Source organism: Acinetobacter sp. 70_2, assembly GCF_056736115.1.
In genome coordinates this window covers 38,501-64,194 of sequence record NZ_JBWZIP010000013.1, presented here as the reverse complement: position 1 = coordinate 64,194, position 25,694 = coordinate 38,501, and the positions used below count along the sequence as shown (strand labels likewise).

Genomic DNA, 25,694 nt, shown 5'->3' with positions numbered 1-25,694 from the left:
TAACCGCCCTTGTGGTGAATGTAGAAAGATGATTTTTAACAAATTACCTTATGAGTGAGCCAGCTGCTTTTTTTGTAAGTAAAGCATCAATCACGCTAAACAAAATACAAAACACAACGAGTCCCACACCAGCAAGGCATGTCATGCTCCACCCACCATGATTCCAAGCAAAAATTCCTAATGCTGAACCAGCTGCACCACCAATAAAGTAAGTGGTCATATAAATGGCATTAATGCGGGACTTGGCATCTGGACGTAGACGGAAAATAATACTTTGGTTACTGGTGTGAACGAGCGCGAGTGCTAATTGAATTAATGCAAAACCAATAACATAAGTAGAAAGTAGAGTTTGTCCAAAGTAGAAACAAACCCAACTGACTAAGAATAGTCCACAGCCCATCCAAGTAAGTAATTTTGTGTAGCCTTGGTCGGCGTATTTACCAATATAGCGAGTGGAGAGTGCACCAAAGATACCGACTAGAGGGACTAGCCCGATAAATAGATCGGGTAAATGATGTGCTGAGGTAAGAAGTAGTGCAATGGTGGAATACAAAGTGCTGACTGCTGCAAAGGCAAAAGCACCCGTAAGCGCTCTTAATAATAGTCGCTTCTCTTGCTTTAAAAGCTGAGCCATTGAAACAAAGATTTGTCCATAGTTCATTTTCATACGCAATACATAAGGCAGGCGACTTTTTAAAGTAAATGCCAATAAAAGCATTAATATACCGCTTACTACATAAACGACCTTCCAATGGAAAAGATTGGAAAATAAACCAGCCAGACTGGTCGAGAGTAAAATCCCGACCAATAACCCGCTCATTAAAAAGCCAATAATCTCACCCGTTTTTTCAGGCTTGACCGTCATGGTTGCAAGTGGGATAAGAACTTGGGCAGCAACAGAAAACAAGCCTGCCAAAATTGTACCGATCCAGAGCATAGGTAAGTTAACAGCAAACGCAGAAGTAAATAAGCCAACTGCGCAAAGCACCATTAAAAATGGAATAGCCTTAGCTTTATTGACGATGTCACCCATCGGAACAATAAAGAGCAAACCGAGGGCATAAGACACTTGAGCAAATGTTACTGTTAAAGCGGCTTGCGCTTGAGTAACTGCAAACTCTTGCTGAATAGAGTGAATTAGTGGCTGACAGTAATAATTCACACCTGCACATAAGCCACATGCTGCTGCCATCAACCAAAGCAAAGGTTTATTTTGACTGATATCTTCAGGGGTAGACATGATGTTCTCTCAGTTTTATTAAGTATATGCCGTTGCTTCAACTTCAATAAGCATGCGTTCTAATGCAAGGCGTGGCACAGGAATGAGCGTGCAGGCTGGAAAAGGATGATTTTTCCATAGATTTTGCATGATTTTAATTAAAATTTGGTGTTTTTCATCCGAGTGGTCAACAATTAAAACTCTTAAAACCGCAATATCAGAAATTTTTGCATCTGCCGCAGTTAAAGCATGTTGAATGTTATTAAAAACTTGAGTGGCTTGTTCTTGAAAATTTGAGCTGAGCTCACCTTTAGAATCTTCACCGCCTTGACCCGCAACATGAATAATGTTGTTAAAATTTTGGACTACGGCAACATGACTGTAAGCATTTGGTGTTGGATTATATAAAGTAGAGGGATTTATGATTTTAAAAGTTTCTTTATTCATTGGAACTCAACCGTTCAGTAAAATTTAGATGAGTATCCAACCTCAACTTAAGTTGAGGTCAAGCAGATTTAGTGTTTTAGTCTTTTCTTTCTAAGCGTAATCATCATGACACCTACAATATTGAGTAGGCAGCCGACCCATTGCCACATATTAAGATGTTCATTTAAGAAAAGAACGGCAAGTAAAATTGTTAAAACTGGTCCTATTGAAGCAATCATTGCAGATTGTGATGCGCCCAGACGTTCAATGCTTTGTATGAGCATAACGGTGGGTAACACGGTGACTAAAAAGCCTAAGCCGACCCCATACCAAATGACGCTTGAGGGAAGTTGTAATATAAGCTGAATAGGGTGAGTCGTACTCAAAGCGTAATGCGTTAATGCACCAATACAGGCGATAGTGAGCGCTAAGCCTGTGAAATTCCAAGAACCAAATTTTTTAATTAATGGTGGAGTTAGCAGTAAATAACCAGCAAAGGCTACAGCACTTGCAAATACAAAACTTGTTCCTAACCAAAAGTTGCCCTGAATTGGTGCATTGTTATGCTCTTGAAGCATCACCAATACGGTTCCACCATAACTAAGAAAAATGGCGAATAAACTTTTTACATCTAATTTTTGTTTATAGAGCAGGCTTGATGCGATCACGGTAAGTGTTGGATATAAAAATAAGATAATCCGCTCTAAAGAGGCGCTAATAAACATGAGACCCATGAAATCGAGCCAACTAGCGAAGTAGTAGCCTAATAGACCAGCAAAAATTAAAATTAGCCAATCCTTCTTTTTTATGCCCTGATTATGATGCCTATTGAACCAGCAAATGAGTAGAAAGAACGGTAAAGCGCTTAACATGCGTAAAGCCATCAGGACTGTACCGTCTACTAATGGAGAAAGGGCATAAGTCTGTTTAATAAAGATTGCTTTTGTGCTGAATAGAAAAGCAGAACAAAGCGCAAAAAAAGACCCAATTTGAAACGAAGATAAAGAAATTTTCATATACAGGACTGTATAAGAGAGACTATTGTCTGCAAAAAAAGAAAAATCTTCCTATATTACACTCTAAGTCAAATATCGTGAATCATCAGTTCAAAATATGGGTATTTATTAAATAAATAGTGGGTGGTATTTTCAAAAAGTTCAATTAGAATCCAAATTCTGTACAAAGAATACACATGGGGGAAACATTGCAGTTTGCAATGTTTTTGACAATGAGAAATTAGCTTGAGGAACGCTCATGCAGATCGGAATCCCAACCGAAACTGTCGTCGGTGAAAATCGTGTAGCTGCTACGCCAGAGACAGTAAAGAAGTTGATTAGCGCTGGTCATAGCGTTGTGATTGAACGTGGTGCTGGTGTAAAGGCTGCGTATATTGACAGTGCTTATGAACAGGTCGGTGCAACCATTACGGATGATGCCTATACGGGTAGTCAAATTATTTTGAAAGTTCGTGCGCCACAAGGCGGGGAAATTCAAAAACTTGCAGCAAATACAGCTGTTGTAGCAATGTTTGATCCTTATCGTAATACCGAGCTAGATCAATTTGCCAATCAGCAAGTATCTGCTTTTGCTCTGGAATTGCTTCCTCGTACGCTTTCTCGTGCACAAAACATGGATGTGTTGTCTTCTCAGGCAAACTTAGCTGGTTATAAATCAGTTTTGCTTGCTGCTGCCGAATATCAACGCATGTTCCCAATGCTTATGACTGCTGCTGGTACTGTGAAACCTGCACGTGTTGTGATTATGGGAGTTGGGGTTGCAGGCCTTCAGGCGATTGCTACTGCAAAACGTTTGGGTGCAGTTGTTGAAGCAACAGACTTACGTCCTACAGCCAAAGATCAAGTTGAGTCTTTAGGCGGTAAATGGCTAGACGTACCAATGTCTGAAGAAGAGCAACAACGTGCGGCAGATGCAGCAAAAAATGGTTATGGCTGGATGCCGGGTGAGCAATACATTAAAGACCAAGCTGCGATTGTAGATAAAGCTGTTTCTAATGCCGATATCGTGATTACAACCGCATTGTTGCCAGGTCGTGATGCGCCGCGTCTGATCAAAGCTGAAACTGTTGCCAAGATGAAACCAGGTTCTGTCATTTTAGATATGGCAGTTGAAACTGGCGGTAATGTTGAAGGTTCTAAAGTTGGCGAGACTGTTTTTACAGAAAATGGCGTGAAAATTTTGGGTGTTCCAAATATTCCAGCAACTGTAGCAACAGAAGCTTCTGCTTTATATGCACGTAACGTTTTTAATTTCGTAGAAACTTTATTCGACAAAGAGAAAAACTTTGCGATTAATCAAGAAGACGAAATCCAAAAAGCCCTATTGGTCACTCATGGCGGTCAAGTGCTGCTTAAGCGTGGTTAAGGAGATTTCTCATGGTTGAAACTATTACAATTTTCGTCCTTGCCATCTTCGTAGGTTATTACGTTGTTTGGGGTGTTACACCAGCTTTGCATACGCCACTTATGGCAGTAACTAATGCATTGTCATCAATTATTGTTGTTGGTGCGATGTTGCAAACTGTAGGTCTACCTGTTTTAGGTGTAGATGCGAATGTTGCATTTCAAAGTGTGAATGTGGTGAGTGTACTCGGTGCAATTGCAGTATTTTTAGCAAGCATTAATATTTTCGGTGGCTTCGCAGTAACTGCGCGCATGCTGGAAATGTTCAAGCCTAAGCAAAAGAAATAAGAGGGCTTTGACATGGAATTTATTCAAGCAAATGCAAACTGGTTGTACCTTGTAGGCGCAATACTCTTTATCTTGACGCTTCGTGGCTTGTCTGGCCCTAAAACAGCAATTCAAGGTAACCGTTACGGTATGATCGCAATGGCGATTGCTGTTATAACGACCTTCTTTGTTGCCAACAACCCAGTCATCTGGATGATCGTTGGGGCAATGGTGTTAGGCGCAATCGTGGGTATTGCACGTGCACGTACAGTGCCAATGACACAAATGCCTGAAACTGTTGCGCTTATGCACTCTTTGGTTGGTTTGGCTGCTGTCCTTATTGCAATAGCTGCAATTTTACATAACAACCAATTAACTGCACTGTTTGCTCAAAATGAGGCGGCTTTGACTGCAGCTGGCGTACAACATGCACACATGAGCAAGGTTCATCTATTTGAATTGTTTGTGGGGTGTTTCGTTGGTGCGATTACCTTTACTGCATCTGTATTCGCATATGGTAAATTGGCTGCGAAAAAATGGGCTAAAACAATTTCTGGTGCATGGGTTAAACCTGTTCAAGCACTTATCTTTGTTGCGATGTTGGCTTGTGGTTTCTACTTCTTCACAACTGGCAACATGACTGCTTTCTGGGCAATGACAGCACTTGCACTTGCATTTGGCTGGGTATGGATTGCACCGGTAGGTGGTGGTGACATGCCTGTGGTGGTGTCGCTTCTTAACTCGTTCTCTGGTTGGGCAGCAGCAGGTATTGGTTTTACCCTTGAAAACAACATGTTGATCGTTGCGGGTTCTCTCGTAGGTTCATCTGGTGCGATTCTGTCGTACATCATGTGTAAAGCAATGAACCGTTCAATCATCAATGTATTGTTTGGTGGTGCAATGGGTGGTGCGGCAGTTTCTACAGCTGCTAAAGGTGAGCAAGTTCAGCGTAACTACCGTTCGGGTTCTGCTGATGATGCTGGCTTCTTGATGTCAAATGCAGACAGCGTTGTAATTGTACCGGGTTATGGTATGGCGCAAGGCCGTGCACAAAATGCTGTGAAAGAGTTGTGTGAAATTCTGAAAGAGCAAGGTGTTCGTGTTCGTTTCGCAATTCACCCGGTTGCAGGTCGTATGCCTGGTCATATGAACGTATTGCTTGCTGAGGCAGACGTAGCATATGAAGACATCTTGGAAATGGATGAGATTAACTCGGATTTCCCTGCAACAGACGTAGTGCTTGTAATTGGTGCAAACGACGTTGTAAACCCTGCTGCGAAAGATGATCCAAGCTCGCCGATTTATGGTATGCCGATTCTTGAAGCGCATAAAGCACGTACAATCATGGTGATTAAGCGTTCTATGGCAACAGGTTATGCTGGTCTAGACAACGATTTGTTCTATAACGAAAAAACAATGATGATCTTTGGTGATGCTAAGAAAGTTGTTGAAGATATGACTAAATCAATTAATGGTACAGGTCACTAAGTTACTTTGAAATAAAAAACCACCTTCGGGTGGTTTTTTATTTTTGGGATTTAAAGAAACTTTTCTACTAAGTCCATTGATTGTTGGTAGAGGTCACGTGCCAGTTGCTGGTTTTTGGCATGTGACGATTTCCAGTCAGGCATATGCGCACTGACATATTCGCCATTGCGGCTTTGCCATGAGTCTCCAATTGCCATTTCCGTAATAAGTTTTGCAGGAACTGATGTTGGCACTAAGCCTATTTTCATGGCTGCATAAACTGGTTTTGGTAAATCACGATAAATATCAGAAGCAACACCGCCGGGGTGTAATGCATTATTTGTAATTGTACTACCAGCAAATTGTTCAGCTAGTGCATTGCTCAAGAGTAAGTTTGCGAGCTTAGATTGTCCATAATAGAACAGGGGATTGTAAAAACCTTCTGCACGAAATTTATTAGGTTTAATTGAACCAACCCAATGAGCAATAGATGCAAGATGAACAATGCGTGCTTGAGGAGATTGTTGTAAAACTGGGAGTAACTTTTGAGTAAGTAAGAAATGGCCTAAATAATTAACGCCAAATTGTTGCTCAAAACCATCTGCTGTGAGCTGTTTTGTTCTTGCAAATAACCCAGCATTATTAATAAGTACATCAAGATTGCCATATTTATCTGCAATTTCATCTGCAGCTTTTTTAGTTAACTCAAGACTGTTTAGGTCAAGAGAAACGATATCGACTTGCCCTTGGTCAAGTGAGCGTAGTTTGTTTTGTGCTTCTTGAGCTTTTTGAGGATTTCGACACGCTAAAATGACATGTTGCCCTTGTTTTACAAGTTGTTCTGCTGTGGCAAAGCCAATTCCTGTGTTGGCGCCTGTAATGAGTATCTTCACTTTTTAGTGCTCCAGTTATGCTATTTATTGATGAGACTTTAAGAATGGTTATAGTGCTGTAATTTTGACAATTTGTCATGTCAAATTTAAAAATGGCTGATGACTAGCTCGTAAGGTAGGCTTATAAGAAAATGATAACTCTATTATTCTATAATTTTCTGGAAATATTAAAATCTAACTTTTTAATTTTATTGAATTAAGTTTAATATATTGATCTTTAAAATTTATAAATCAAATAAAATGAACATAGATGAGATTAGGGTAAAAATTAATCAACTTTATCTTTGGGATGGTTACCAGCGCGAAGCTGCACTCCGACAATTATCAGCATGTTTCGAGCCATCTTTATTTCCACATTTGCTACGTAAATTAAGTGATTATGTGCAAGTTAATAGGCATCTCGCAGCTCGTCATTTATTAGAGTGGGCAGAACGGTCAGATTGTGCGGATTTATGTATCACTTATTTTTTAGACATTGAAGCAATTAAGGGGAGAATCCGAATTGTAGGAGAGATTGAAGATATATTGATGGATAAAATCCATCAAAATTTAGATAAAGTAAAATTAGTTTTATTGTCTAGACAAGGGAAATTGAGTAGAGCTTTATTTAATTATATCCAATCTAACCAATTAATTATTGAATCAGAGTTGCTTGAGATTGCTAAAAATGCAAATGATCAGTGGATTAGGCGCTATTGGATTAACTTTGCTGTAAAGCAGAATCTAGACTTTTTAAATTCGGAATTTCGACAATCAAAATATGTAGATGTAAAAAAAGTTCTTTTGAATCGTTTGTTGGAATTAGATGCATTAGATAATGAAATTTTGCTGTTTGCTTTAAATAGTAAGTACTTATCTATTGTGGATTTTGCTATCTTTGTATTGAAAAATCGTAATTTTGATTTTAATAACTATTTTATGCAATTTCAAAATAATCAGCTTGAGAATACAAGTGTAAAAAAATGCTTATTACAAATGATAATTTTAGAATGGAATAAACAGGATTTTTATTTATATATAGATAAGTTAAATGATAAGTCTATTTTATTTATGATTTTATATAGAGCGCTTAAAATGAAGTATATTTCATTGGGCGAAGTAATTAATTTGTTCTATCGTAAAAAATTAAAGCTTCCATTTTATTTGCTTCAGAAAATTACTAAGTTGAGTACTGAGCTTAAAGAGGTGGACGAACTTTATTTACTAACTACAACACCAATTAGCTTTGTACAAAGATTAGAATTTTCTGAGAACTTATCTTTTTGGGGTAAAGTGGAGTGGTTGATTCATATCGAGAAATATTGTCAAACAGATGATGAAAAGGATGTGTTGAGGGATTCTATTAAAATGGTACTGAATTTGGCTAAATACCAATACTATGGCCCTTTATGGAAAAAAGAGGACAAGGAAATATATTGGATCTTGTTTCAAAATATGGGGAATATTTTAAATCTCATAGAAATATACCCACAAGAATATGAAAATTTAAAAAAACTAATAACCAAATGATATTAAAAAAGCGGCTCAAAAGAGCCGCTTTTTTTAAAAGCAAAAATTTTATGCGACTGACTCTGGGGCAGTACGCCATAAGCTTTCTAAATCATAGAATTTGCGGGCTGTCGGTAGCATCACGTGTACTACAACAAAGCCAAGATCAATTAAGATCCATTCGGCATCTCGTTCGCCTTCAACGCCAATCGGGCGGAAACCAGCTTTTCGAGCTTCTTCTGCAACATTATCAGCAAGTGCTTTGACGTGACGAGTAGAAGTACCACTCGCAATAACAATAGCATCAGCAACGTTGCTAATAGTGCTAACATCTAACTGTAGAATATCTTTTGCTTTTACATCAACTAAAGCGTCATGGACGACTTTGAGACAAGCTTGTACGTCTTTATTTGAGGTGTTCATTGCGAAATCGTGAGAATTAGACACGCTGGGCGATGGTTCTAAATTCATATAGGGTATATTTTCCTGACAATTACTCATTATCTAATATAGTGGTTTTCACTCAGAATTTCAAACGAAACTAGTAACAGTTTATATATTTACATCATCGGAAAAATATTTGTTTTTCCATGTAAATGACTGATTTGACCCGTTTTTAGGTTTGTATTCTGCCGCAATGTAGCCCATATAAGCACTTTGTTTGATCCAAGAAAATATTTGTTCGTAAGGAATCTGGGCTGTATCGGGTTCATGGCGTCCTGGACAATCTGCGAACTGAATGTGACCAATTTGGTGAATATTTTCTTGTAACCCTTCAAGTACATCTTCACCCATCATCGCCATGTGGTAACAGTCATATTGCATTTTTAAAGCAGGGTGATTGACTGCTTCTAGCATTTCTTGAGCTTGAGCAATGTTCTGTACTAAAAAACGTGGCATATCTGTGCCATTAATCATCTCAAATACAGGTTCAATATCGTGTTCTGTGAGTAAGTCACAGGCCAGCTTTAAGTTGCTTGCAAGAGTTTTAAGGCAAGGAAGTAAATCTGAATCTTGAGGTTGCTTACCTGCCAAAATATTGACACGTGGTACTTTTAAAGCGGTGGCATAACGAATAGCTAATTCTAATGCTTCACGAAATGCTTTTTCTTGACCTGGTACACCAGCCAAACCATTTCCACCTTGCATAAGGTCGCCAGCAGGAACATTAATTAAGCATAAACTGAGGTTATAGCGTTCAAGTTGGTCTTGAATATCGGAAATGGTAAGTTCATATGGGAATTGGATTTCTACATGTTCAAAGCCCTCTGCATGGGCTAATGCAAAGCGTTCAATTAAAGAAACTTCGGTAAAAATCATGGATAAGTTAACGGCAAGACGACCCATATACAAACTCCGTTTATTATTGCTCTACTACTTGAATCATAGTAGCTAAATCTTTCTCGGCAAAGCCATTTTTTTGGTGAGTTTGTAGCTGTAATAGAGCTTTTTGTGCAACAGGGATGTCTAAATTAACATTCTTAGCTAATGTTACCGCGTTGTTAAGATCTTTAGATAATGTTTGAACTTTCCACTGAATAGGCTCGAATGTATGTGTTGCCATACGTGGCGCAAGTATTTGAAAAGGTTTTGAGTCGGCAAATCCACCAGCTAGAGCGGGGGCGAGTAATGTCGTGTCTACACCTGCGCGGTCTGCTAGTGCTACAGCTTCCGCGATAAGAGCGCTATTCGCTGCCACAATGAGCTGATTGCAAATTTTAGTGGCTTGGCCAGTACCAGTATCACCCATTCGTGTTACACGTTGGGAAAGTACATTATAAACAGGGCTTAAAGCTTCAATAGTTTGGGCATCTCCACCTGCAAAAATGACAAGTGTGCCTTGTTCAGCACCAGCTGTACCGCCCGAAACAGGAGAGTCAATCCATGTCACGTGTTGTGAAGCAGTAGCTTGAGCGAGTGCTTTTGTTACACCAACAGACAGACTTGAGAAGTCCACAATAATTTGACCAGCTTTTAAGTGATGTTGAATTTGTTCAAATACAGCTTGCACAGCTTTATCGTCAGCTAAGCAAGTTAAAACTACAGGGTATTGTCCGATGTTTGAAAGATCGAGAGCGTGTGCGCCGATATCGATAAGTTCTTCACAAGCAGATGCTGTTCTGTTCCAGACAGCAACTTGAAAACCTGCTTGAATAAGACGGCTAGCCATACGGCTTCCCATAAGCCCTATGCCTAAAAAGGCAATCGGTGTATTGCGATCAAAATTCATCTTCAAAGCTCTTATCTATATTGGCGTGGTAAAAATTTAACTTCCGGATGTTTATCTTTTTTACGAGCGAGTTTGCTATTTTTACCAAGTAATAGTTTAAGTTGCCAGATTTTTTCTAGGCGCAATGATTTTTCTGGTTGATGTTCCATTGCATCTAATACACGTTTTGCAGCAGTCAATGCATCTGGTGAGCGTTGCAGCATTTCTGAGGCAATTGCATTCGCTTTTTGTAATGGATTTTCGTTTAAGTGCGTTACAAGGCCAATATCTTTTGCATAATTTCCGTCAAACACACGCGCAGTTAAGGTCAGTTCTTTTGCAAGGTCTACACCAATCAAACCTTTGAGTGAGCGGGTAAGCCCCATGTCGGGTACTAATCCCCAGCGGCTTTCCATAATCGACATTTTGGTTTCTGGATGCGCAATACGGATATCGGCAGCCAACGCAAGTTGCATTCCCGCGCCAAAGCAGTACCCTTCAATCGCTGCAATCACAGGTACAGGTAAGTTTTGCCAAATCAAAAATGCTTTTTGGAAAAGGCTTTGTCCTGGTTTTACAAGCTCCCAAATCGCAAATGCAGAATTTTTAGGATTATTGAGGTCAGATAAATCAATTCCGGCACTAAATACTTGTGCTTCGCCAGTCAAAATTACACAGCGGATCTCTCGGTCTTTTTGTATGGCTTTAGCCGTTGAAACAAGTTCTTTGAGGAGAGCGAAACTCATGGCATTACGTTTATCCGGACGGTTTAGATAAACTGTCGCAATGCCATTATTCTTTTCAATACGTAAAAGTGCCATGAAATTCCCGCTTATTTTTTTATCGATAAGCGGAGCATAACATGGCTGTAAATTGGAAACATGACAGGTCAGTCATGCCTTTTTTACAGGTTCTTTTTAGTCCGGTATCACTAAAATTTGGTGAGCTGCACTCTCTACTTCTTTAATGACAAGTCCTAATTCATTGAAGCGCTGTGTAACTTCTTCAATAAATCCATCGTCAGCTCTACGGCGCTCTTTGCGTAACTTAGAAACAAACTGTTCAAAGTCACCAGTAACTTGTTGAAGTTTTGGTGTGCCAACATAGCGAGTTGCACCATAGAGGCGGTGTAATACATGCTCAAGTTGAGGGAAGTCTTCAAGTTCAATGAGCTGCTGCATTTCATCTAGCTCGGTTGGGAAGCTGTCCACCAACATTTTAAGTAAGTCTTGGGCAAGGTCTTCTTTGTTTGCTGCCAATTGTAGACTTTGCTGCCAGTTTAATATTTCTGGGTCTAGTGCCTCAGCAACAACATGATGATCTTTATCTAAGGCTTGTGCAGTGAAATTGTTTTTAGTCCATTGCGTTAAAATCTGAATGATTTGCTCCATTTGAATTGGCTTGGTGACATAGTCATTCATACCAACTTTAAGAAGCTTTTGTTTTTCATCAGCAAGGGCATGGGCTGTTAATGCAATAATTGGAAGCTGCATTTCTCCATCTAGCGTTGATTCTAAAGAGCGGATCGCGCGAGTAGTATCAATGCCTGACATAACCGGCATTTGAATGTCCATAAACACCAAATCAAACGGTTTGAGCTTTTGATCAATGCGTTCTTGGATGATATTCAGCGCTTCTTGTCCACTTAAGGCTTTAGTGGTTTTAACATTTAACTCACCTAACAATGCTTCTAAAACAATTAAGTTCGGTAAATGGTCATCGACCGCTAAAATATGTAAGCCCTGACCATTAAAGTCTTGTTGTTCTTCTTCAAAAATAGGTTGGTCACTTAATAATTGAATAAGTCCACTGCGGCTTAACGGTTGATAAAGTGGGCGAGCGCGATATTCGGTGAGCATATTTGGCTCAAGTGTCATTTGGTAGCCATAAACTGCTAGGTTACCTTGATAACGGCTACGAATTTCTTTAAGTAGAGCTTCTGTGTCACCGCTATGATCAACAACAAGCCATGTATTATCTTTCTGGTCGAGGTGTTTTAAGCGGCTAAATAAGTCCAAAATCGATTGAGTTTCGATATGTGGAACTTGATAATTTTCAAGATAGTAACGTAAAACACTTGCCGTTGCTGGATGTGCTAAATAAGACACGACTTGTAAATGTTCGAAGTGAGGATGTTCTATCTCATGTTCTTCATCTACAGCAAACTGTGCAGTAAACCAAAATGTTGAACCTTTTTCTGTTGGCGCACGCTCTTGGTTATCTTCAAAACCAATTTGACCATGCATGAGGTGAACCAGTTGTTTGGAGATCGCGAGACCTAAGCCTGTACCACCAAATTGACGTGTAACAGAGGCATCGCCTTGCGAAAACGACTCAAATAATTTTTTACGGTCTGTGCCGCTTAAACCAATACCACTATCTTGAACGCTAAAATGAAGTAAGCATTGACCAATGTCGTCATGTTCCATACGGACACGAACAATAATTTCGCCATCTGGCGTGAACTTGATTGCATTTGAAATTAGGTTGGTCAAAATTTGTTTAAAGCGTAAAGCATCTCCAATGACTTCTTGAGGAATGTTGTCTGCATAATAAAATGCCATGGCAATATGCTTTTGGGCAGCCAAAGGTGACAACATGTCCATGACATCGAAAATAGCTTCTTCTAAATCAAACGGTGCTGTTTCAAGTTCTAGTTTACCTGCATCAATTTTTGAGAAATCTAATACATCATTAATTAATGCTAATAAGTGGGCAGAAGATTTTCGAATAGTTTGTAGATAGAGATTTTGTTCGTTACTCAGGTTTTGTTGGCGAAGCAATAAATGAATAAAGCCATCAATACTGTTAAGCGGCGTACGAAGCTCATGACTGATATTGGCAAGGAAAACAGATTTTGCCTGATTTGATGAAATGGCTTGGTCACGTGCTTGACGGTAAGTAATATTTTGAACTTCGAGGGTATCTAACGTTCTACGTAAGTCTTCTTCGGTTTGTTCTGTGTGTTCTTTAAGCTCTAAAAAACTAAAATGTAATCTTTTCACTACACTTGCGATATCGCGCTGCAGTAAGCGTAATTCACCAGTACTGTTAATGACCATGTGCTGGTCTAAAGTATCTGCATTAAGTCGCTGTAGCTGCATCCGAATTTCGTACATTGGAGCGACCCAACGGCGAGAGAAGAAATTTAGACAGAGCAAAAGTAATAATAAAGTCATTAGACTGGTAATAACTAACGCAATCAGAATGCGATAACGTGCTAATTCTAGTGGCTGATTATCCATTTCAATCACTAGCCAGACAGGGGCTTTCCCCGTGGTATTGCTGACTCGAATACCATAGATATTGTTGTGGTTGTAAGAGATCGGGCCGAAAAAACTATTGCTTTGCGTAAAGTTGGGCCAGTAACGATTATCTCGGTAACCCACACTTAAGTATGTTTGACCATTACTATCAATTAAAGCAGCACGCTTTAAATCTTTTTCACTGAACATGCTTTGCATAATGTTTTGTGCATGATCATATTCATCAGGTTTTAGCTCTACCAATGTGTAGAGGTTTTTGGCGATTTCATTATAACGAGCCAAAATAGCCGAAGCGTGATGCAGTTGCTGTTGTTTTGCAGAGTGAGAGGTTTCAGTTAAAACCAGAAATGCGCCAACCCCTGTTAAAATCATCATGGGCACAAAAATAAGAGCAATCAATTGCCCATATGCATGATTCAGACGTAAGCGTTTCGATAAGGTTTTATTGAAATTAGACATGGCTACATCGGATTGATCTCTCTGTAGGGCATATTATCACGCTTTATTTTAAAACAGACGGCATTTTATAACTGACTGGGCTTTAATCACTTTCATTAAAAAGCATAGTGAAATGGGTGCAGTACCGATCATTTTTTCATACAATAGTGCCACCCCGATTTAGGTGTTGATCATGAGTAATACACAACCTGATTTTTTAGCCGACGAATTTTTGTTAGATCACTATGTAGGTAAAACACCTTTAGTCCGTTTGCAGCGCTTGGCTTGTCACACGCAGGCAACGGTTTTAGCAAAATTGGAAGGTAATAATCCGGCAGGTTCTGTAAAAGATCGCCCTGCATATAACATGATTATGCAGGCAGAAAAGCGTGGTCAAATTAAACCGGGCGATACGTTAATTGAGGCAACCAGCGGCAATACAGGCATTGCATTGGCTATGGTTGCGGCAATGCGCGGCTATAAAATGAAACTTATAATGCCAAATAACATGAGCCAAGAACGCAAAGATGCGATGTTAGCTTATGGCGCAGAACTGATTGAAGTGACTCCACAGCAAGGTATGGAAGGCGCACGTGATTTAGCTTTGCAAATGGAAAAAGATGGCAAGGGTCATGTTCTAAACCAATTTGGTAATCCTGATAATGTTGAGGCTCATTACCTGACAACTGGTCCTGAAATCTGGAAGCAAACTGGCGGTAAAATTACTCATTTTGTAAGCTCAATGGGTACAACCGGTACCATTATGGGTGTTTCTAAGTATTTAAAAGAACAAAATCCAGACATTCAGATTGTGGGTTTGCAACCAGCTGACGGTTCAAGTATTGCGGGTATTCGCCGTTGGCCAAAAGAATATTTACCAACAATTTTTGATAGCAGTCGTGTAGACCGCATTATTGATATTCCTCAAATTGAGGCTGAAAAGACCATGCGTAAATTAGCACGTATGGAAGGTATTAGTGCTGGTACATCTTCAGGTGGTGCAGTTTGGGCATCAATCAAGATTGCAGAAGAAAATCCGGATGCTGTTATTGTGTGCATTATCTGTGACCGTGGCGACCGCTACTTGTCTACAGGTCTGTTCTCAGTACAGGACGATAACTCATAATTGAGAGAAAGAATGCGTTTCCCAACTTTAGTTTTTGACATTGAAACTTTAACTGATTTAAAAGCGGGAGCGCATTTATATCATCTTGATTTGCCAGAGGCAGATGTTGAACAGGCACTCACAAAAATCCGCCGCCAAGAATCAGGTATGGATTTTCAGCGTTTGCCATTGCATGAAATCGTTTGTATCTCTGGTTTATGGATTGATGAATCGGGTTTTAGACTGTTTTCTTTTAGTCGAGAGCACTATTCAGAAGCTGAAATTTTACAGAAATTTCTATCTATTTTTGACAAGCGCCATCCTACTTTGGTGAGTTGGAATGGCTCACAATTTGATTTGCCGGTTATTTTGTTCCGTGCCATGTATCATGGTCTTTCTGCACCGGGCTTGTTCGATCAAGGTGAGCTTGATAGCCAGAAGCGTTTTAATAATTATCAAAACCGTTATCACCACCGTCATATTGATTTAATGGATGTGATGGCAATGTTTAATGGCCGTAATTTCCAGAAACTTGATGAGGTTGCCTGTATTTTAGGTTTACCAGGTAAACGTGGTGAATCGGGGTATCATGTTCCTGAATACGTACGTACTCAGCAATGGTTAAAGTTAACCAGTTATTGTGAAGGTGATGTACTCAATACATGGTTTATTTATTTGCGTTGGTTGTTACTTAAAGGCCAAATTAATGTAGATGAACATAACCACTGGATTAGTTCGAGTATTGAATATTTACAGACTATGCCTCAACAGGCCGATTTTCTTGAAGTGTGGCAACGTACCTCAAAACACACCGATTTTACGTCCCACTATTTTAATCCTTTAGATTTTTAGGTTCATTCTTTGAAACAGCAAGCCAAATCTCGCAAAGCTCAGCAACCTGAATATATTTTTCAGGTTGAAACTCTTTCTCATGAGGGGCGAGGAATTGCGCACTATGGTTCTCATCCGGATCATCCGGCAGATAAGCATGGTAAAAAGGTATTTATCCGTTATGCGTTGCCTGGAGAAACCGTAAAGGCTCAAATTACGCATGAGGCTAAACGCCTTGAAGAAGCTGAAATGATTGAGCTTTTAGCAGAACCTTCGCCAAATCGTGTAGAGGCAGTTTGTCCTCATTATGGTATTTGTGGTGGCTGTAGCATGCAGCACATCCATCCAGATGAGCAAATTCGCTTAAAGCAAAATGTACTCCAGTCACATTTACAACACTTTGCGGGTATTCAACCTGAACAGTGGTTAGAGCCAATTCGATCTTTACAAAGTGATTATCGTCGTCGAGCGCGTATTGGTGTGCGTTATTTGCCAAAACCGGATCGTTTGATTCTAGGTTTCCGTGAGCATCATAGTAATCGTTTAACTTCTATCCATACATGTAGTGTTTTGGACAAAAAGTTATCAGATAGTCTGCCAGAATTGCGTACTTTACTCCAAAGTCTAAAGGGCAAAGCGCATATTGGTCATGTAGAATTAGCAAAAGGTGATGATGAAATTTCTTTATTGGTTCGTCATGTAGAAAAATTAAACATTTCTGATGTCAACCAATTAAGACAATTTGCGTTACACAAAGGCTGGCAATTGTATTTGCAACCTAAAGGTCCTGAAAGTCTTCGTCGTATTGATGAAGAGCAAGGTGCTATGCGGTTACATTATGCTTTAAATGCATTTGAGGTAAATTTTGCTTTTTCGCCATTGGATTTTACGCAGGTCAATGGCACAGTAAATGAACAAATGGTGCAATTGGCATGTGAATTGCTTCAATTGCAGCAGGGTGAAAGGGTACTGGATCTGTTTTGTGGATTAGGTAATTTTTCGCTTCCACTTGCACGATGTGTTGGTGCAAATGGACAAGTTGTGGGTGTGGAAGCAAGTGAAGAAATGGTGCAACGAGCAACGGATAATGCCAAGTGTAACAATCTGGTGCAAGCGAGCTTCTTTTCACAAGATTTAACAAAAGATTTTTCGCATCATTCTTGGGCAAATCAAGGATTTGATGCATTATTGATTGATCCTCCTCGTGCTGGTGCATATGAAATTATGCAGTATGTACCAAATTTTGGAGCAAAAAGAATCGTTTATGTATCATGTAATCCAGCAACACTAGCAAGGGATGCAGGTGTTTTGGCTCAACATGGGTACCAGTTAAAAAAAGCAGCGGTTATGGACATGTTTACGCACACAGAACATGTTGAATCAATTGCTTTATTTGAAAAAATTCAAGAGATAAACGATTAAAAACATGAGTTACATATCCAGGAGAATGGTATGGTCACAGTACGTGAACAGTTACCTGAACAACTAACTGAGTTGTCAGAGGAAACGACTGTAGAGCATGCCGCCGAAACACAAGTCGGTTTAGCCTCATGGTTGGATCGGGTTCGTGAAATATTAGATGGGGCAGAGCTTAAACAACTCGAAGAGGTTGCGCATTTAACCCTGCAAAAAGAGTTAGATTCAACGGTTAATCATCGTTCTAATACATTTGCTACTGGTGTTGGAATGGCTGATATTCTTGCGCATTTGCATGTAGATGAAGACACTTTATCTGCTGCAATGCTTTATCGTAGTGTTCGTGAGGACATTACTGATATAGAAGAAGTGAGGCGCAAATTTGGTGAGCAAGTCTATAACCTTGTCAAAGGCACTTTGGCAATGGGTAAGCTTTCAGAGCTCATTGAAAAAAATAAACGATTAGAAGACCATTTTAATAATAACCAGCGGGAACATTTAAGCGGCATTTATAAAATGCTGATTTCTGTGACCGAAGATGTTCGTGTTGTTTTAATTAAGTTAGCTGAGCGTACTTATTCTTTACGAGAGCTCGCAAACTCGTCACGTGAGCGTCAAGAGCGTGTCGCACGTGAAATTCTAACTATTTATTCGCCATTAGCGCACCGTTTGGGTATTGCACAGCTTAAGTGGGAACTAGAAGATTTAGCTTTCCGCTATTTGGCACCAGACCGTTATAAAGAGATTGCTTCTTTACTCAATGAAAAGCGTCTTGAGCGCGAACACTATATTCAGTTCGTGATTGATCGCTTAAAGAATGAGTTGGCGTCTTACGGCATTGAAGCTGAAATTACAGGTCGAGCAAAACACATTTATTCGATTTATCGAAAAATGAAGAGCAAAAACCTGAGTTTCGATCAGCTTTATGATATCCGTGCCTTACGTGTATTGGTCAATAGCGTACCGGAGTGTTATCACTCATTAGGTATTGTTCATCAAATTTGGCGTCATATCCCACATCAGTTCGATGACTATATTACCAACCCGAAAGCTAATGGTTATCGCTCATTACATACTGCTGTTATTGCTGAGAATAAATCTTTAGAGGTACAAATCCGTACTCATGAGATGCATGACGAAGCAGAGTTAGGTGTGTGTTCGCACTTTAACTATAAAGAAGGTTCAAAGAATACAGACCACTCTTTTAACCACCGTTTGCACTCGCTTCGTGCTGTTTTGGAACATTACCAAGAGCGTAATGAAACAACAGTACATCAAAATGAAGATGAGACAGAAGGCTTTGATCAACTTCAAGACTTTGAAGGTTTTGAAAAGATTTATGTCTTTAGCCGTGATGGTGATATTAAAGAATTACCACGTGGTTCAACTGTTTTAGACTTTGCCTATCATGTGCATACAGAGGTAGGAAATAAATGTTATGCAGCGCGTGTTAACCAGCGCTACGTGCCATTAACCTATACATTAAAAACAGGTGAGCAGGTTGAGATTTTAACCAAGAAAGATCGTGAACCAAACCGTGATTGGTTGGTGAACTCTTTAGGTTATATCAAGACATCTCGTGCACGTGACAAGCTACGTCACTGGTTTAGACAGCAAGATCGTAGTAAGAACCTTGAAGTTGGTCGTGAGTTGCTGAACAAAGAATTGTCTCGATTGGCGATTCACCCGAAGAGTATCGATCTCAACGACTACTCATCACATTTTAATGTGAAAACAGGCGATGATATTTTGGTTAATCTGGTTAGCGGCGATATAAGCCTGCATGCCTTGATTAACCAGATTAATCGTCAAATGCATCTGGATCAGGATGAGCCTGAACTGGTACTTAAGCCAACATTAAACCCACGTGCCAGCCATACTTTGTCTGCACATGGTATTTTGATTGATGGTTTAGACAACGTAGAGCTACATATTGCACAGTGTTGCCAACCAGTCCATGGCGAATCAATTGCTGGCTATATCACATTGAACCGTGGGGTAAGTATTCACAAAGTCTTGTGTTCTGATTATCAACGTATGATCAAGCAAGAGCCAGAACGTGCTGTTGAAGCGGATTGGGAGATGCAGCCAACTCGTGGTCAAAGTGTTCAAATTGTAGTTGAAGCTTATGATCGTCGTGGCTTACTCAAAGACTTAACTCAAGTGATTTTCTCTGACCAGATTAATATCCGTCAGGTGAATACAATTTCTGAGGCTGATGGTATTGCCAATATGAAGTTGCTCATTGAGGTCAAAGGTTTGGCTCAGCTTTCACGTTTGTTGGCTCGTTTAGAACAGCAACCTGGAATTATTAGCGCACGACGCATGATTCAAGGTGTTTAACTAAATTGAGAAAAAGGCCGTCAATTGACGGCCTTTTTTATAAGCTACTTTCTTGATAAGTAAATGTTAGTTAAACGATTTAAAAACTGTGGGCTTATGGTTGAGAGTTGAAAAAGCAGTTTGGTTTTTATACCAACTGGAGTGTGGGTAGGCGTCCAAAAATGAGCTTTTTTCTCAACAAGTGAAAGCACCTGTTGAGCAATATCGTTAGGTGTTAAATCGATCCCCATGTTTTGAATACTACCCGCATTCATATTGTTGACCATCGCAGTTTGTACAAATAAAGGCATCACATCTAAAACACGAATGCCGTATTTTTTCCATTCCACATCTAAACCTTCGGTAATTCCTCTCAATGCAAATTTACTGGCTGAATAAGAAATAAGGTCAGCTTGCCCGTAAATTGCAGAAGCTGAAGAGAGATTAATGACTCGTGCAAAAGAAGCTTGCTTTAAATAAGGGAGTGCAGCATGGCAGCCATTGATGACGCCGTTTACATTAATATTGATTGTTCTTTGATGTGATTTAATATCGATATTTTCAAAGGCCCCAGAATATAAAATCCCTGCGTTATTCACCAAAATATTAAGCTCGCCAGCCCAGTCAGTAAATTCTTTTAATATAAGTTGCCACTGGCTGTAATCACTAACATCTAAATAGCCAGCGCATGCATTAGGTCCTAACTCTGTTGCTAAGCTTTGAGCAAGTGATTCGTTAATATCATAAATGCCTACTTTATATCCTTGATTGTAAAATACTCGTGCAATTTCTGCTCCAATACCTTGAGCTGCGCCACTAATCAGAATGCTATGTTTCATCTTTTTTTCTCTTTATCGTTACAATATGACGAATGATTTGCCGCTTTAATTTTGATCATAGCAAATTAAGATTTTAAATTTACTGACCGACTTTTTGAACTTGAGGGTTACCATGGATAAATTGCTTAAAATTATGCAAGAGCTACGTGAGAAATGTCCGTGGGATCAACAGCAAACCCCAATGTCACTGACTAAATATGCAATTGAAGAAGCATATGAAGTCGAAGCTGCCATTCGTCAGGGCGACATTAATGAAATTCGAAATGAGTTGGGTGATTTGTTATTACAAGTTGTATTTCAATCACAAATGTTTAGCGAACAAGGGGCGTTCAATTTTCAAGATGTAGTTGAGGCAATTAGTGAAAAGTTGGTACGACGTCATCCACATGTTTTCCAAGCTGATCAATTTAATAACTTAACACCTGAACAAGTCAGTGAGTTATGGAAACAAATTAAACAACAAGAAAAGCAAGGTAAGCCGCAATCAAGATTAGATGAAATTAAACACGGGCCAGCACTGTCTCAAGCACAGGAAATTCAAAAAAATGTCGCAAAAGTCGGGTTCGATTTTGAAACAGTAGAAGATGCTTATACCAAACTAGAAGAAGAACTAGATGAGTTTAAAGAAGCGCTAAAAAATCAAAATATTGATGAAATTCAAGATGAATTTGGCGATTGTCTGTTTTCATTGGTCAATGTAGGACGTAAACTTAACATTTCAAGTGAAACTTCACTTTTATCGACCATACATAAATTTAGAAGTCGTTTTGCTTTTATTGAAGAGCAAGCCATAAAACAGCAAAGAACATTAGAAGACATGACCTTGTCCGAGATGGATGAATTGTGGAATCAAGCAAAACGACAATTACAATCAGGGGAAAAACGACATGCGATACAGCATGAGACTTTGGAAAAATAAGTGTTTTATTTTAATGATGTTGTGCTTAGGGGTAATTTCACCTTCGGTTTTTGCTCAATCTTTTGACCAGAACTTTCAAGAATGGAAGGCTAAACAGCAGATGTACGACCAAAAGTTAAACGTCTCTAAGCCTTCTCATTCTTATGGTTCTAAAAATTCTTATACTAAGAGTTCTAATGACTCTACAGGGCAAATTCACTTGAATCAGGCCACTGTAAATGAGTTTCAGCAGTTAAAAGGCGTCGGTGAGAAAAAGGCGCAAGCGATTGTAGAATATAGACAGAAGAACGGAAGTTTTAAAAATATTGACGAAATTAAAAATGTCAAAGGAATAGGACCAGCTATTTTTGAAAAAAATAAATCACGTTTAGCCTTATAAAAGTTGTGTTCGTCAATTATCATTTCCTGCGCAATCTAAAGAGAATCAAATTGCCCTTTGTGTGTGTTAGAGCTATGATTAGCGACAACTTGTTATTTACGTCCTGACGTAGGAGACAGCGTCTTTTGCAAACCTTGCGAGCGTCAAAATGTGGTTTGTCCACAGCCCAACTTCCTTCTTCGATTTTAGATGTGATCGATAGTCTGAACAAAGCAGGCTATGAAGCTTATATTGTTGGGGGTGGTGTCCGTGATTTAATGCTAGGACTCAATCCTAAAGATTTCGATGCAGTCACCAATGCAACACCTTCTCAAATTAAAGAAGTTTTTGGTCGTCGATGCCGAATTATTGGCCGTCGATTTGAATTGGCACATGTCTATTCAGGGCGTGAGCTAATCGAAGTTGCTACTTTCCGTGCCCCTCCTAAAAAAGCAGTCACCAATGCTTCAGGCATGATTTTGCGTGACAATAATTGGGGAACCATTGAACAGGACTTTGCTCGACGCGATTTTTCTATCAATACGCTTTACTACCAACCACGTAAAGGTATTGTGCTCGATTTTTGTAAAGCAATTGATGATGTCAAAAATAAGACTTTGCGTTTATTGGGCGACCCTGTACAACGTTTTGAAGAAGATCCGGTGCGTATGCTACGGACGTTACGTTTTGCAGCGAAGCTAAATTTTAAAATTGATCCAGCGATTCTCGATATTTTTGATGTTGAGATGACGCAGTTGCTTCGTGATGTTTCTCCGCACCGTTTATACGATGAGTCTCAGAAGCTTTTCACAATGGGTCATTTGGCACGTGTATTACCAATGCTGATTGAATTTGGCGTGTGGAAACAGCTTTTTGCTGATATTCGCCCAGATTTGACGCCATTTATTCAACGTGCTGCAAAAAATACAGATCAACGTATTCAAATTGGTAAAACCATTAACCCTGCATTTTTTTATGCAGTTTTATTGTGGCAGCCATTTTTAGAACGTTGTGACTTTTATTTAACGAAAGGTGTAGTTCCAGCTGAAGCTCGTGCCCAAGCTGGTTTAGATGTTTTAAAACGTCAAGCCACACGTACAGTCATTCCTCGTTTTGCCGAAACTTTTATTCGTGAAGTTTGGGAAATGCAAACTCGATTGCTTAACCCAAAGCCACAGCAAATTGAAGCATTGGCAAGCCATGCGCGTTTCCGTGCAGGCTTTGACTTCTTATTACTTCGTGAAAAGTCAGGTGATGACACAACACAAGGAATGGGAAGCTGGTGGGATGCTTACCAAGAAATGTCAAATGACGAAAAAGAAGCTGCGATTAGCCAATATAATCGTCAAAAAGCGAAAAGTCGTCGTAAGGTTGCTGCTGAACCTGTTGAGAACAATAGAGTTGATGCAGAAATTGAGCCTTTGGTGGATGTTCCAGAGCCTCGAAGCCGTCGTGGCAAGAAAGAACGTGCACGACAAGAGCAGTCTGTTGACCGTTTTATGGAAAAATCTTCCGCATCACAAACCAATATGACGAGCGATCACCCAATCTTAAAGCGTAAGCGGGTACAACGTGATTTGAGCCAAGTTATTTTTGGACCTACGCAATGACAGTAACCACATATATTGGCTTAGGAAGTAACCTAGGTGACTCACGCCAAATTTTGTCTGAAGCGATAGCCAAGCTTAAATCTATTGGTGAAGTGAAGGTATCCAAACTGTACCAAAGCCCACCGATGGGTCCTCAAGATCAACCGAATTATCTAAATGCAGTAGCTCAGCTAAAAACTGAGTTACTTCCGCTTGATTTACTCGACCATTTACAGCGTTTTGAACAGGAAGCTGGGCGAGTGAGACTCCGTCATTGGGGAGAGCGAACTTTAGATCTTGATCTACTGATTTATGGCAATGAAAAAATACAAAATGAGCGCTTAACTGTGCCGCATGTAGGAATCTTGCAACGAGATTTTGTTGTGATTCCTTTATTAGATTTAGACGCTGATTTACATATCGATGATCAGCCACTTAAAAATTTAGAACTCTTACAGCAGCCGACGCTGACTGTACTTGCTGATGAGTCTTGGGCTTAAGCCTGACTTATACGTTCTGCAAACTCCTGTAGAGGATACCATCATGATTAGTCTAAGTGACTTAAGAAAATTTAAAGCCGAAGGACGTAAGTTCTCTTGTCTAACTTGTTACGATGCAAGTATGGCAAAAGCAATGGAACTTGCTGAAATTGATACTATCTTAATTGGTGATTCTCTTGGAATGGCAATTCAAGGTCGTGACTCAACTTTACCTGTAACTGTTGAAGACATGGCTTATCATACAGCGGCGGTGCGCCGTGGTAATCAGCATGCATTGATTATGACTGATTTACCATTTATGAGTTATGCCACTTTAAACGATGCTTTGCAGAATGCGAAAACAGTTATGCAAGCTGGTGCCCAGATGATCAAAATCGAAGGTGGTGCATGGCTAAGTGAAACCGTACAAGTGTTAACACGTAATGGTGTACCTGTATGCGTACATTTAGGTTTAACACCTCAGTCTGTACATGTATTTGGTGGCTACAAACTACAAGCTAGAACCCGTGAAGCTGCTGATCAACTGATTGCTGACTGTACGGCTGTGGTTGAAGCTGGAGCGGCGGTACTATTGCTTGAATGCGTTCCAGCACAGTTGGGCCAAGAAATTGCTGAATTATTCCCGAATACTCCTGTAATTGGTATTGGGGCGGGTAATGCGACTGATGGTCAGGTACTTGTAGTACAAGACATGTTAGGTTTGACGTTTGGCAAGGTTGCACGTTTTGTGCGTAACTTTATGAAAGAACAATCTGGTGAAACAGCAATTTTAGATGCTTTTAAAGCTTTTCACGCTGCTGTACAGGACCAGTCGTTCCCAGCCAAAGAACATACTTTCCAAGTTGAGCTGTAATTCATGAAAACAGAAACCACTATACAAGGCTTAGCTGCTTCTTTAAATCCTGCTAGAGCTGCACGTAAAATCATTGGTTTTGTCCCAACTATGGGAAATCTACATGAAGGCCATCTCACCCTTGTTCGTGAAGCGAAAAAGTTATGTGATGTTGTGGTTGTAAGCATCTTCGTGAACCCGACCCAATTTGGTCCAGGTGAAGATTTTGATAACTATCCACGTACTTTAGAGCAGGACAGTCGCCTACTTGCTGATGTTGGTTGTGATATTATTTTTGCACCTTCAGTTGAGCAAATGTACGGTACACAGCCTCGTTTAACTAACATTAGTGTTAGCCAGATTACCGATGACTTGTGTGGTAGTTCACGTCCGGGACACTTTGATGGCGTAGCACTGGTTGTCACAAAACTCTTTAATATTGTGCAACCGAATTATGCTTTCTTTGGTCAAAAAGATTACCAACAGTTAGCAGTGATTCGCCAGTTTGTACAAGACTTAAATATTCCATTAGAAGTGATTGGCGTGCCCATTGTTCGTGCGGCCGATGGTTTAGCACTTAGTTCAAGAAATGGTTATTTGACTTCTGAACAACGTCAAACTGCACCAGTCATCTATCAAGGTCTAAAGCAAGCTGAAGAGCAATTACACCAAGGTAAAGATTTACAACAAGTCTTGGCAGATTTAAAAACGCTGTTGACAGACAATGGTTTTGTTGTGGATTATGTGGAAGCTCGTCAGCCGAACTTGTTAGCTGTTTCTCAGTTTGATCGCGATATTGTGTTGTTTGTCGCGGCTAAATTGGGCGCAACACGTTTAATTGATAATTTACAAGTTGCCTTTACACCTCAATAATACATAAAAGGACAGCC

The 25,694-nt window shown here is 39.7% G+C and carries 23 protein-coding genes and 1 pseudogene; 14 read left to right on the top strand and 10 right to left on the bottom strand.

Annotated elements, in window-relative coordinates; translation table 11 throughout:
* Window positions 1-48 precede the first annotated feature (48 nt).
* The 3 genes and pseudogenes from AC1PJ9_RS06360 to AC1PJ9_RS06350 all read right to left on the bottom strand — a co-directional run bounded on the left by AC1PJ9_RS06360 (window position 49) and on the right by AC1PJ9_RS06350 (window position 2,661).
* A pseudogene (locus tag AC1PJ9_RS06360) lies at window positions 49-1,240 on the bottom strand (MFS transporter).
* Window positions 1,241-1,258: 18 nt separating this feature from the next.
* On the bottom strand, window positions 1,259-1,666 hold the full coding sequence (locus AC1PJ9_RS06355) for a RidA family protein (RefSeq protein ID WP_107973555.1): 408 nt from the start codon (window positions 1,664-1,666) through the stop codon (window positions 1,259-1,261).
* 68 nt (window positions 1,667-1,734) lie between these two features.
* Window positions 1,735-2,661, bottom strand: a complete 927-nt coding sequence (locus tag AC1PJ9_RS06350; protein WP_039254922.1) for a DMT family transporter — start codon at window positions 2,659-2,661, stop codon at window positions 1,735-1,737.
* Between the two features lie 238 nt (window positions 2,662-2,899).
* Between AC1PJ9_RS06350 and AC1PJ9_RS06345 the strand changes: the two genes are divergently transcribed.
* Genes AC1PJ9_RS06345 through AC1PJ9_RS06335 form a run of 3 tightly spaced genes read left to right on the top strand, consistent with a single transcriptional unit; the run spans window position 2,900 to window position 5,820 of the window.
* Entirely contained in the window at window positions 2,900-4,027 is a 1,128-nt protein-coding gene (locus tag AC1PJ9_RS06345; RefSeq protein ID WP_004698636.1) for a Re/Si-specific NAD(P)(+) transhydrogenase subunit alpha, read from the top strand.
* A gap of 11 nt (window positions 4,028-4,038) precedes the next feature.
* Entirely contained in the window at window positions 4,039-4,353 is a 315-nt protein-coding gene (locus AC1PJ9_RS06340; protein WP_000230434.1) for a proton-translocating transhydrogenase family protein, read from the top strand.
* Window positions 4,354-4,365: 12 nt separating this feature from the next.
* Complete coding sequence (locus tag AC1PJ9_RS06335) at window positions 4,366-5,820, top strand: NAD(P)(+) transhydrogenase (Re/Si-specific) subunit beta (protein ID WP_039254926.1); 1,455 nt, start codon at window positions 4,366-4,368, stop codon at window positions 5,818-5,820.
* Window positions 5,821-5,870: 50 nt separating this feature from the next.
* Here the strand turns inward: AC1PJ9_RS06335 and AC1PJ9_RS06330 are convergent, their stop codons facing one another.
* Complete coding sequence (locus tag AC1PJ9_RS06330) at window positions 5,871-6,692, bottom strand: SDR family NAD(P)-dependent oxidoreductase (RefSeq protein ID WP_311087100.1); 822 nt, start codon at window positions 6,690-6,692, stop codon at window positions 5,871-5,873.
* A 240-nt stretch (window positions 6,693-6,932) separates the two neighbouring features.
* On the opposite strand from AC1PJ9_RS06330, the gene AC1PJ9_RS06325 reads away from it, so the two are divergent.
* On the top strand, window positions 6,933-8,201 hold the full coding sequence (locus AC1PJ9_RS06325; RefSeq protein ID WP_311087099.1) for a hypothetical protein: 1,269 nt from the start codon (window positions 6,933-6,935) through the stop codon (window positions 8,199-8,201).
* 48 nt (window positions 8,202-8,249) lie between these two features.
* On the opposite strand, the gene rsfS is transcribed toward AC1PJ9_RS06325, so the two are convergent.
* The 5 genes from rsfS to AC1PJ9_RS06300 all read right to left on the bottom strand — a co-directional run bounded on the left by rsfS (window position 8,250) and on the right by AC1PJ9_RS06300 (window position 14,114).
* A complete protein-coding gene (rsfS, locus tag AC1PJ9_RS06320; protein ID WP_019458118.1) occupies window positions 8,250-8,651 on the bottom strand; it encodes a ribosome silencing factor in 402 nt (133 codons plus the stop codon).
* An 81-nt stretch (window positions 8,652-8,732) separates the two neighbouring features.
* Window positions 8,733-9,527, bottom strand: a complete 795-nt coding sequence (locus tag AC1PJ9_RS06315; RefSeq protein ID WP_019458119.1) for a hydroxypyruvate isomerase family protein — start codon at window positions 9,525-9,527, stop codon at window positions 8,733-8,735.
* Between the two features lie 16 nt (window positions 9,528-9,543).
* Complete coding sequence (locus tag AC1PJ9_RS06310) at window positions 9,544-10,410, bottom strand: NAD(P)-dependent oxidoreductase (protein WP_311087098.1); 867 nt, start codon at window positions 10,408-10,410, stop codon at window positions 9,544-9,546.
* Between the two features lie 11 nt (window positions 10,411-10,421).
* A complete protein-coding gene (locus AC1PJ9_RS06305; protein WP_004698630.1) occupies window positions 10,422-11,210 on the bottom strand; it encodes a crotonase/enoyl-CoA hydratase family protein in 789 nt (262 codons plus the stop codon).
* A 96-nt stretch (window positions 11,211-11,306) separates the two neighbouring features.
* Window positions 11,307-14,114, bottom strand: coding sequence for a GacS-like sensor histidine kinase (locus AC1PJ9_RS06300; protein WP_311087097.1), 2,808 nt, complete (start codon window positions 14,112-14,114; stop codon window positions 11,307-11,309).
* A gap of 172 nt (window positions 14,115-14,286) precedes the next feature.
* On the opposite strand from AC1PJ9_RS06300, the gene cysM reads away from it, so the two are divergent.
* Genes cysM through AC1PJ9_RS06280 form a run of 4 tightly spaced genes read left to right on the top strand, consistent with a single transcriptional unit; the run spans window position 14,287 to window position 19,788 of the window.
* Window positions 14,287-15,219 (top strand): cysteine synthase CysM, encoded by a 933-nt coding sequence (gene cysM, locus AC1PJ9_RS06295; protein ID WP_016803785.1) that lies wholly within the window; start codon window positions 14,287-14,289, stop codon window positions 15,217-15,219.
* 12 nt (window positions 15,220-15,231) lie between these two features.
* Window positions 15,232-16,050 (top strand): 3'-5' exonuclease, encoded by an 819-nt coding sequence (locus tag AC1PJ9_RS06290; protein ID WP_263612944.1) that lies wholly within the window; start codon window positions 15,232-15,234, stop codon window positions 16,048-16,050.
* 9 nt (window positions 16,051-16,059) lie between these two features.
* A complete protein-coding gene (gene rlmD / locus AC1PJ9_RS06285; protein ID WP_311069593.1) occupies window positions 16,060-17,451 on the top strand; it encodes a 23S rRNA (uracil(1939)-C(5))-methyltransferase RlmD in 1,392 nt (463 codons plus the stop codon).
* A 30-nt stretch (window positions 17,452-17,481) separates the two neighbouring features.
* On the top strand, window positions 17,482-19,788 hold the full coding sequence (locus AC1PJ9_RS06280) for a RelA/SpoT family protein (RefSeq protein ID WP_004698623.1): 2,307 nt from the start codon (window positions 17,482-17,484) through the stop codon (window positions 19,786-19,788).
* A 44-nt stretch (window positions 19,789-19,832) separates the two neighbouring features.
* Here the strand turns inward: AC1PJ9_RS06280 and AC1PJ9_RS06275 are convergent, their stop codons facing one another.
* On the bottom strand, window positions 19,833-20,606 hold the full coding sequence (locus AC1PJ9_RS06275) for an SDR family oxidoreductase (RefSeq protein WP_311087096.1): 774 nt from the start codon (window positions 20,604-20,606) through the stop codon (window positions 19,833-19,835).
* A 112-nt stretch (window positions 20,607-20,718) separates the two neighbouring features.
* On the opposite strand from AC1PJ9_RS06275, the gene mazG reads away from it, so the two are divergent.
* The 6 genes from mazG to panC all read left to right on the top strand — a co-directional run bounded on the left by mazG (window position 20,719) and on the right by panC (window position 25,677).
* Entirely contained in the window at window positions 20,719-21,525 is an 807-nt protein-coding gene (gene mazG, locus AC1PJ9_RS06270; RefSeq protein ID WP_209045891.1) for a nucleoside triphosphate pyrophosphohydrolase, read from the top strand.
* Window positions 21,494-21,904 (top strand): ComEA family DNA-binding protein, encoded by a 411-nt coding sequence (locus AC1PJ9_RS06265; RefSeq protein WP_032036240.1) that lies wholly within the window; start codon window positions 21,494-21,496, stop codon window positions 21,902-21,904. The genes mazG and AC1PJ9_RS06265 overlap by 32 nt, the downstream gene beginning before the upstream one ends.
* Before the next feature lie 125 nt (window positions 21,905-22,029).
* Complete coding sequence (gene pcnB / locus AC1PJ9_RS06260; protein WP_233930186.1) at window positions 22,030-23,493, top strand: polynucleotide adenylyltransferase PcnB; 1,464 nt, start codon at window positions 22,030-22,032, stop codon at window positions 23,491-23,493.
* Window positions 23,490-23,972: a 2-amino-4-hydroxy-6-hydroxymethyldihydropteridine diphosphokinase gene (gene folK / locus AC1PJ9_RS06255; protein ID WP_031982042.1), complete on the top strand. Its 483-nt coding sequence runs from the start codon at window positions 23,490-23,492 to the stop codon at window positions 23,970-23,972. The genes pcnB and folK overlap by 4 nt, the downstream gene beginning before the upstream one ends.
* A gap of 43 nt (window positions 23,973-24,015) precedes the next feature.
* On the top strand, window positions 24,016-24,825 hold the full coding sequence (gene panB / locus AC1PJ9_RS06250; protein ID WP_032047472.1) for a 3-methyl-2-oxobutanoate hydroxymethyltransferase: 810 nt from the start codon (window positions 24,016-24,018) through the stop codon (window positions 24,823-24,825).
* Window positions 24,826-24,828: 3 nt separating this feature from the next.
* Entirely contained in the window at window positions 24,829-25,677 is an 849-nt protein-coding gene (panC, locus tag AC1PJ9_RS06245) for a pantoate--beta-alanine ligase (RefSeq protein WP_042076257.1), read from the top strand.
* The last annotated feature ends 17 nt before the right edge of the window (window positions 25,678-25,694 follow it).

Coding starts and splice junctions, on each gene's coding strand:
- AC1PJ9_RS06355 (WP_107973555.1), bottom strand. CDS start 1,666: ATGAATAAAGAAACTTTTAAAATCATAAATCCCTCTACTTTATATAAT.
- AC1PJ9_RS06350 (WP_039254922.1), bottom strand. CDS start 2,661: ATGAAAATTTCTTTATCTTCGTTTCAAATTGGGTCTTTTTTTGCGCTT.
- AC1PJ9_RS06345 (WP_004698636.1), top strand. CDS start 2,900: ATGCAGATCGGAATCCCAACCGAAACTGTCGTCGGTGAAAATCGTGTA.
- AC1PJ9_RS06340 (WP_000230434.1), top strand. CDS start 4,039: ATGGTTGAAACTATTACAATTTTCGTCCTTGCCATCTTCGTAGGTTAT.
- AC1PJ9_RS06335 (WP_039254926.1), top strand. CDS start 4,366: ATGGAATTTATTCAAGCAAATGCAAACTGGTTGTACCTTGTAGGCGCA.
- AC1PJ9_RS06325 (WP_311087099.1), top strand. CDS start 6,933: ATGAACATAGATGAGATTAGGGTAAAAATTAATCAACTTTATCTTTGG.
- rsfS (WP_019458118.1), bottom strand. CDS start 8,651: ATGAATTTAGAACCATCGCCCAGCGTGTCTAATTCTCACGATTTCGCA.
- AC1PJ9_RS06315 (WP_019458119.1), bottom strand. CDS start 9,527: ATGGGTCGTCTTGCCGTTAACTTATCCATGATTTTTACCGAAGTTTCT.
- AC1PJ9_RS06310 (WP_311087098.1), bottom strand. CDS start 10,410: ATGAATTTTGATCGCAATACACCGATTGCCTTTTTAGGCATAGGGCTT.
- AC1PJ9_RS06305 (WP_004698630.1), bottom strand. CDS start 11,210: ATGGCACTTTTACGTATTGAAAAGAATAATGGCATTGCGACAGTTTAT.
- AC1PJ9_RS06300 (WP_311087097.1), bottom strand. CDS start 14,114: ATGTCTAATTTCAATAAAACCTTATCGAAACGCTTACGTCTGAATCAT.
- cysM (WP_016803785.1), top strand. CDS start 14,287: ATGAGTAATACACAACCTGATTTTTTAGCCGACGAATTTTTGTTAGAT.
- AC1PJ9_RS06290 (WP_263612944.1), top strand. CDS start 15,232: ATGCGTTTCCCAACTTTAGTTTTTGACATTGAAACTTTAACTGATTTA.
- AC1PJ9_RS06280 (WP_004698623.1), top strand. CDS start 17,482: ATGGTCACAGTACGTGAACAGTTACCTGAACAACTAACTGAGTTGTCA.
- AC1PJ9_RS06275 (WP_311087096.1), bottom strand. CDS start 20,606: ATGAAACATAGCATTCTGATTAGTGGCGCAGCTCAAGGTATTGGAGCA.
- mazG (WP_209045891.1), top strand. CDS start 20,719: ATGGATAAATTGCTTAAAATTATGCAAGAGCTACGTGAGAAATGTCCG.
- AC1PJ9_RS06265 (WP_032036240.1), top strand. CDS start 21,494: ATGCGATACAGCATGAGACTTTGGAAAAATAAGTGTTTTATTTTAATG.
- folK (WP_031982042.1), top strand. CDS start 23,490: ATGACAGTAACCACATATATTGGCTTAGGAAGTAACCTAGGTGACTCA.
- panB (WP_032047472.1), top strand. CDS start 24,016: ATGATTAGTCTAAGTGACTTAAGAAAATTTAAAGCCGAAGGACGTAAG.
- panC (WP_042076257.1), top strand. CDS start 24,829: ATGAAAACAGAAACCACTATACAAGGCTTAGCTGCTTCTTTAAATCCT.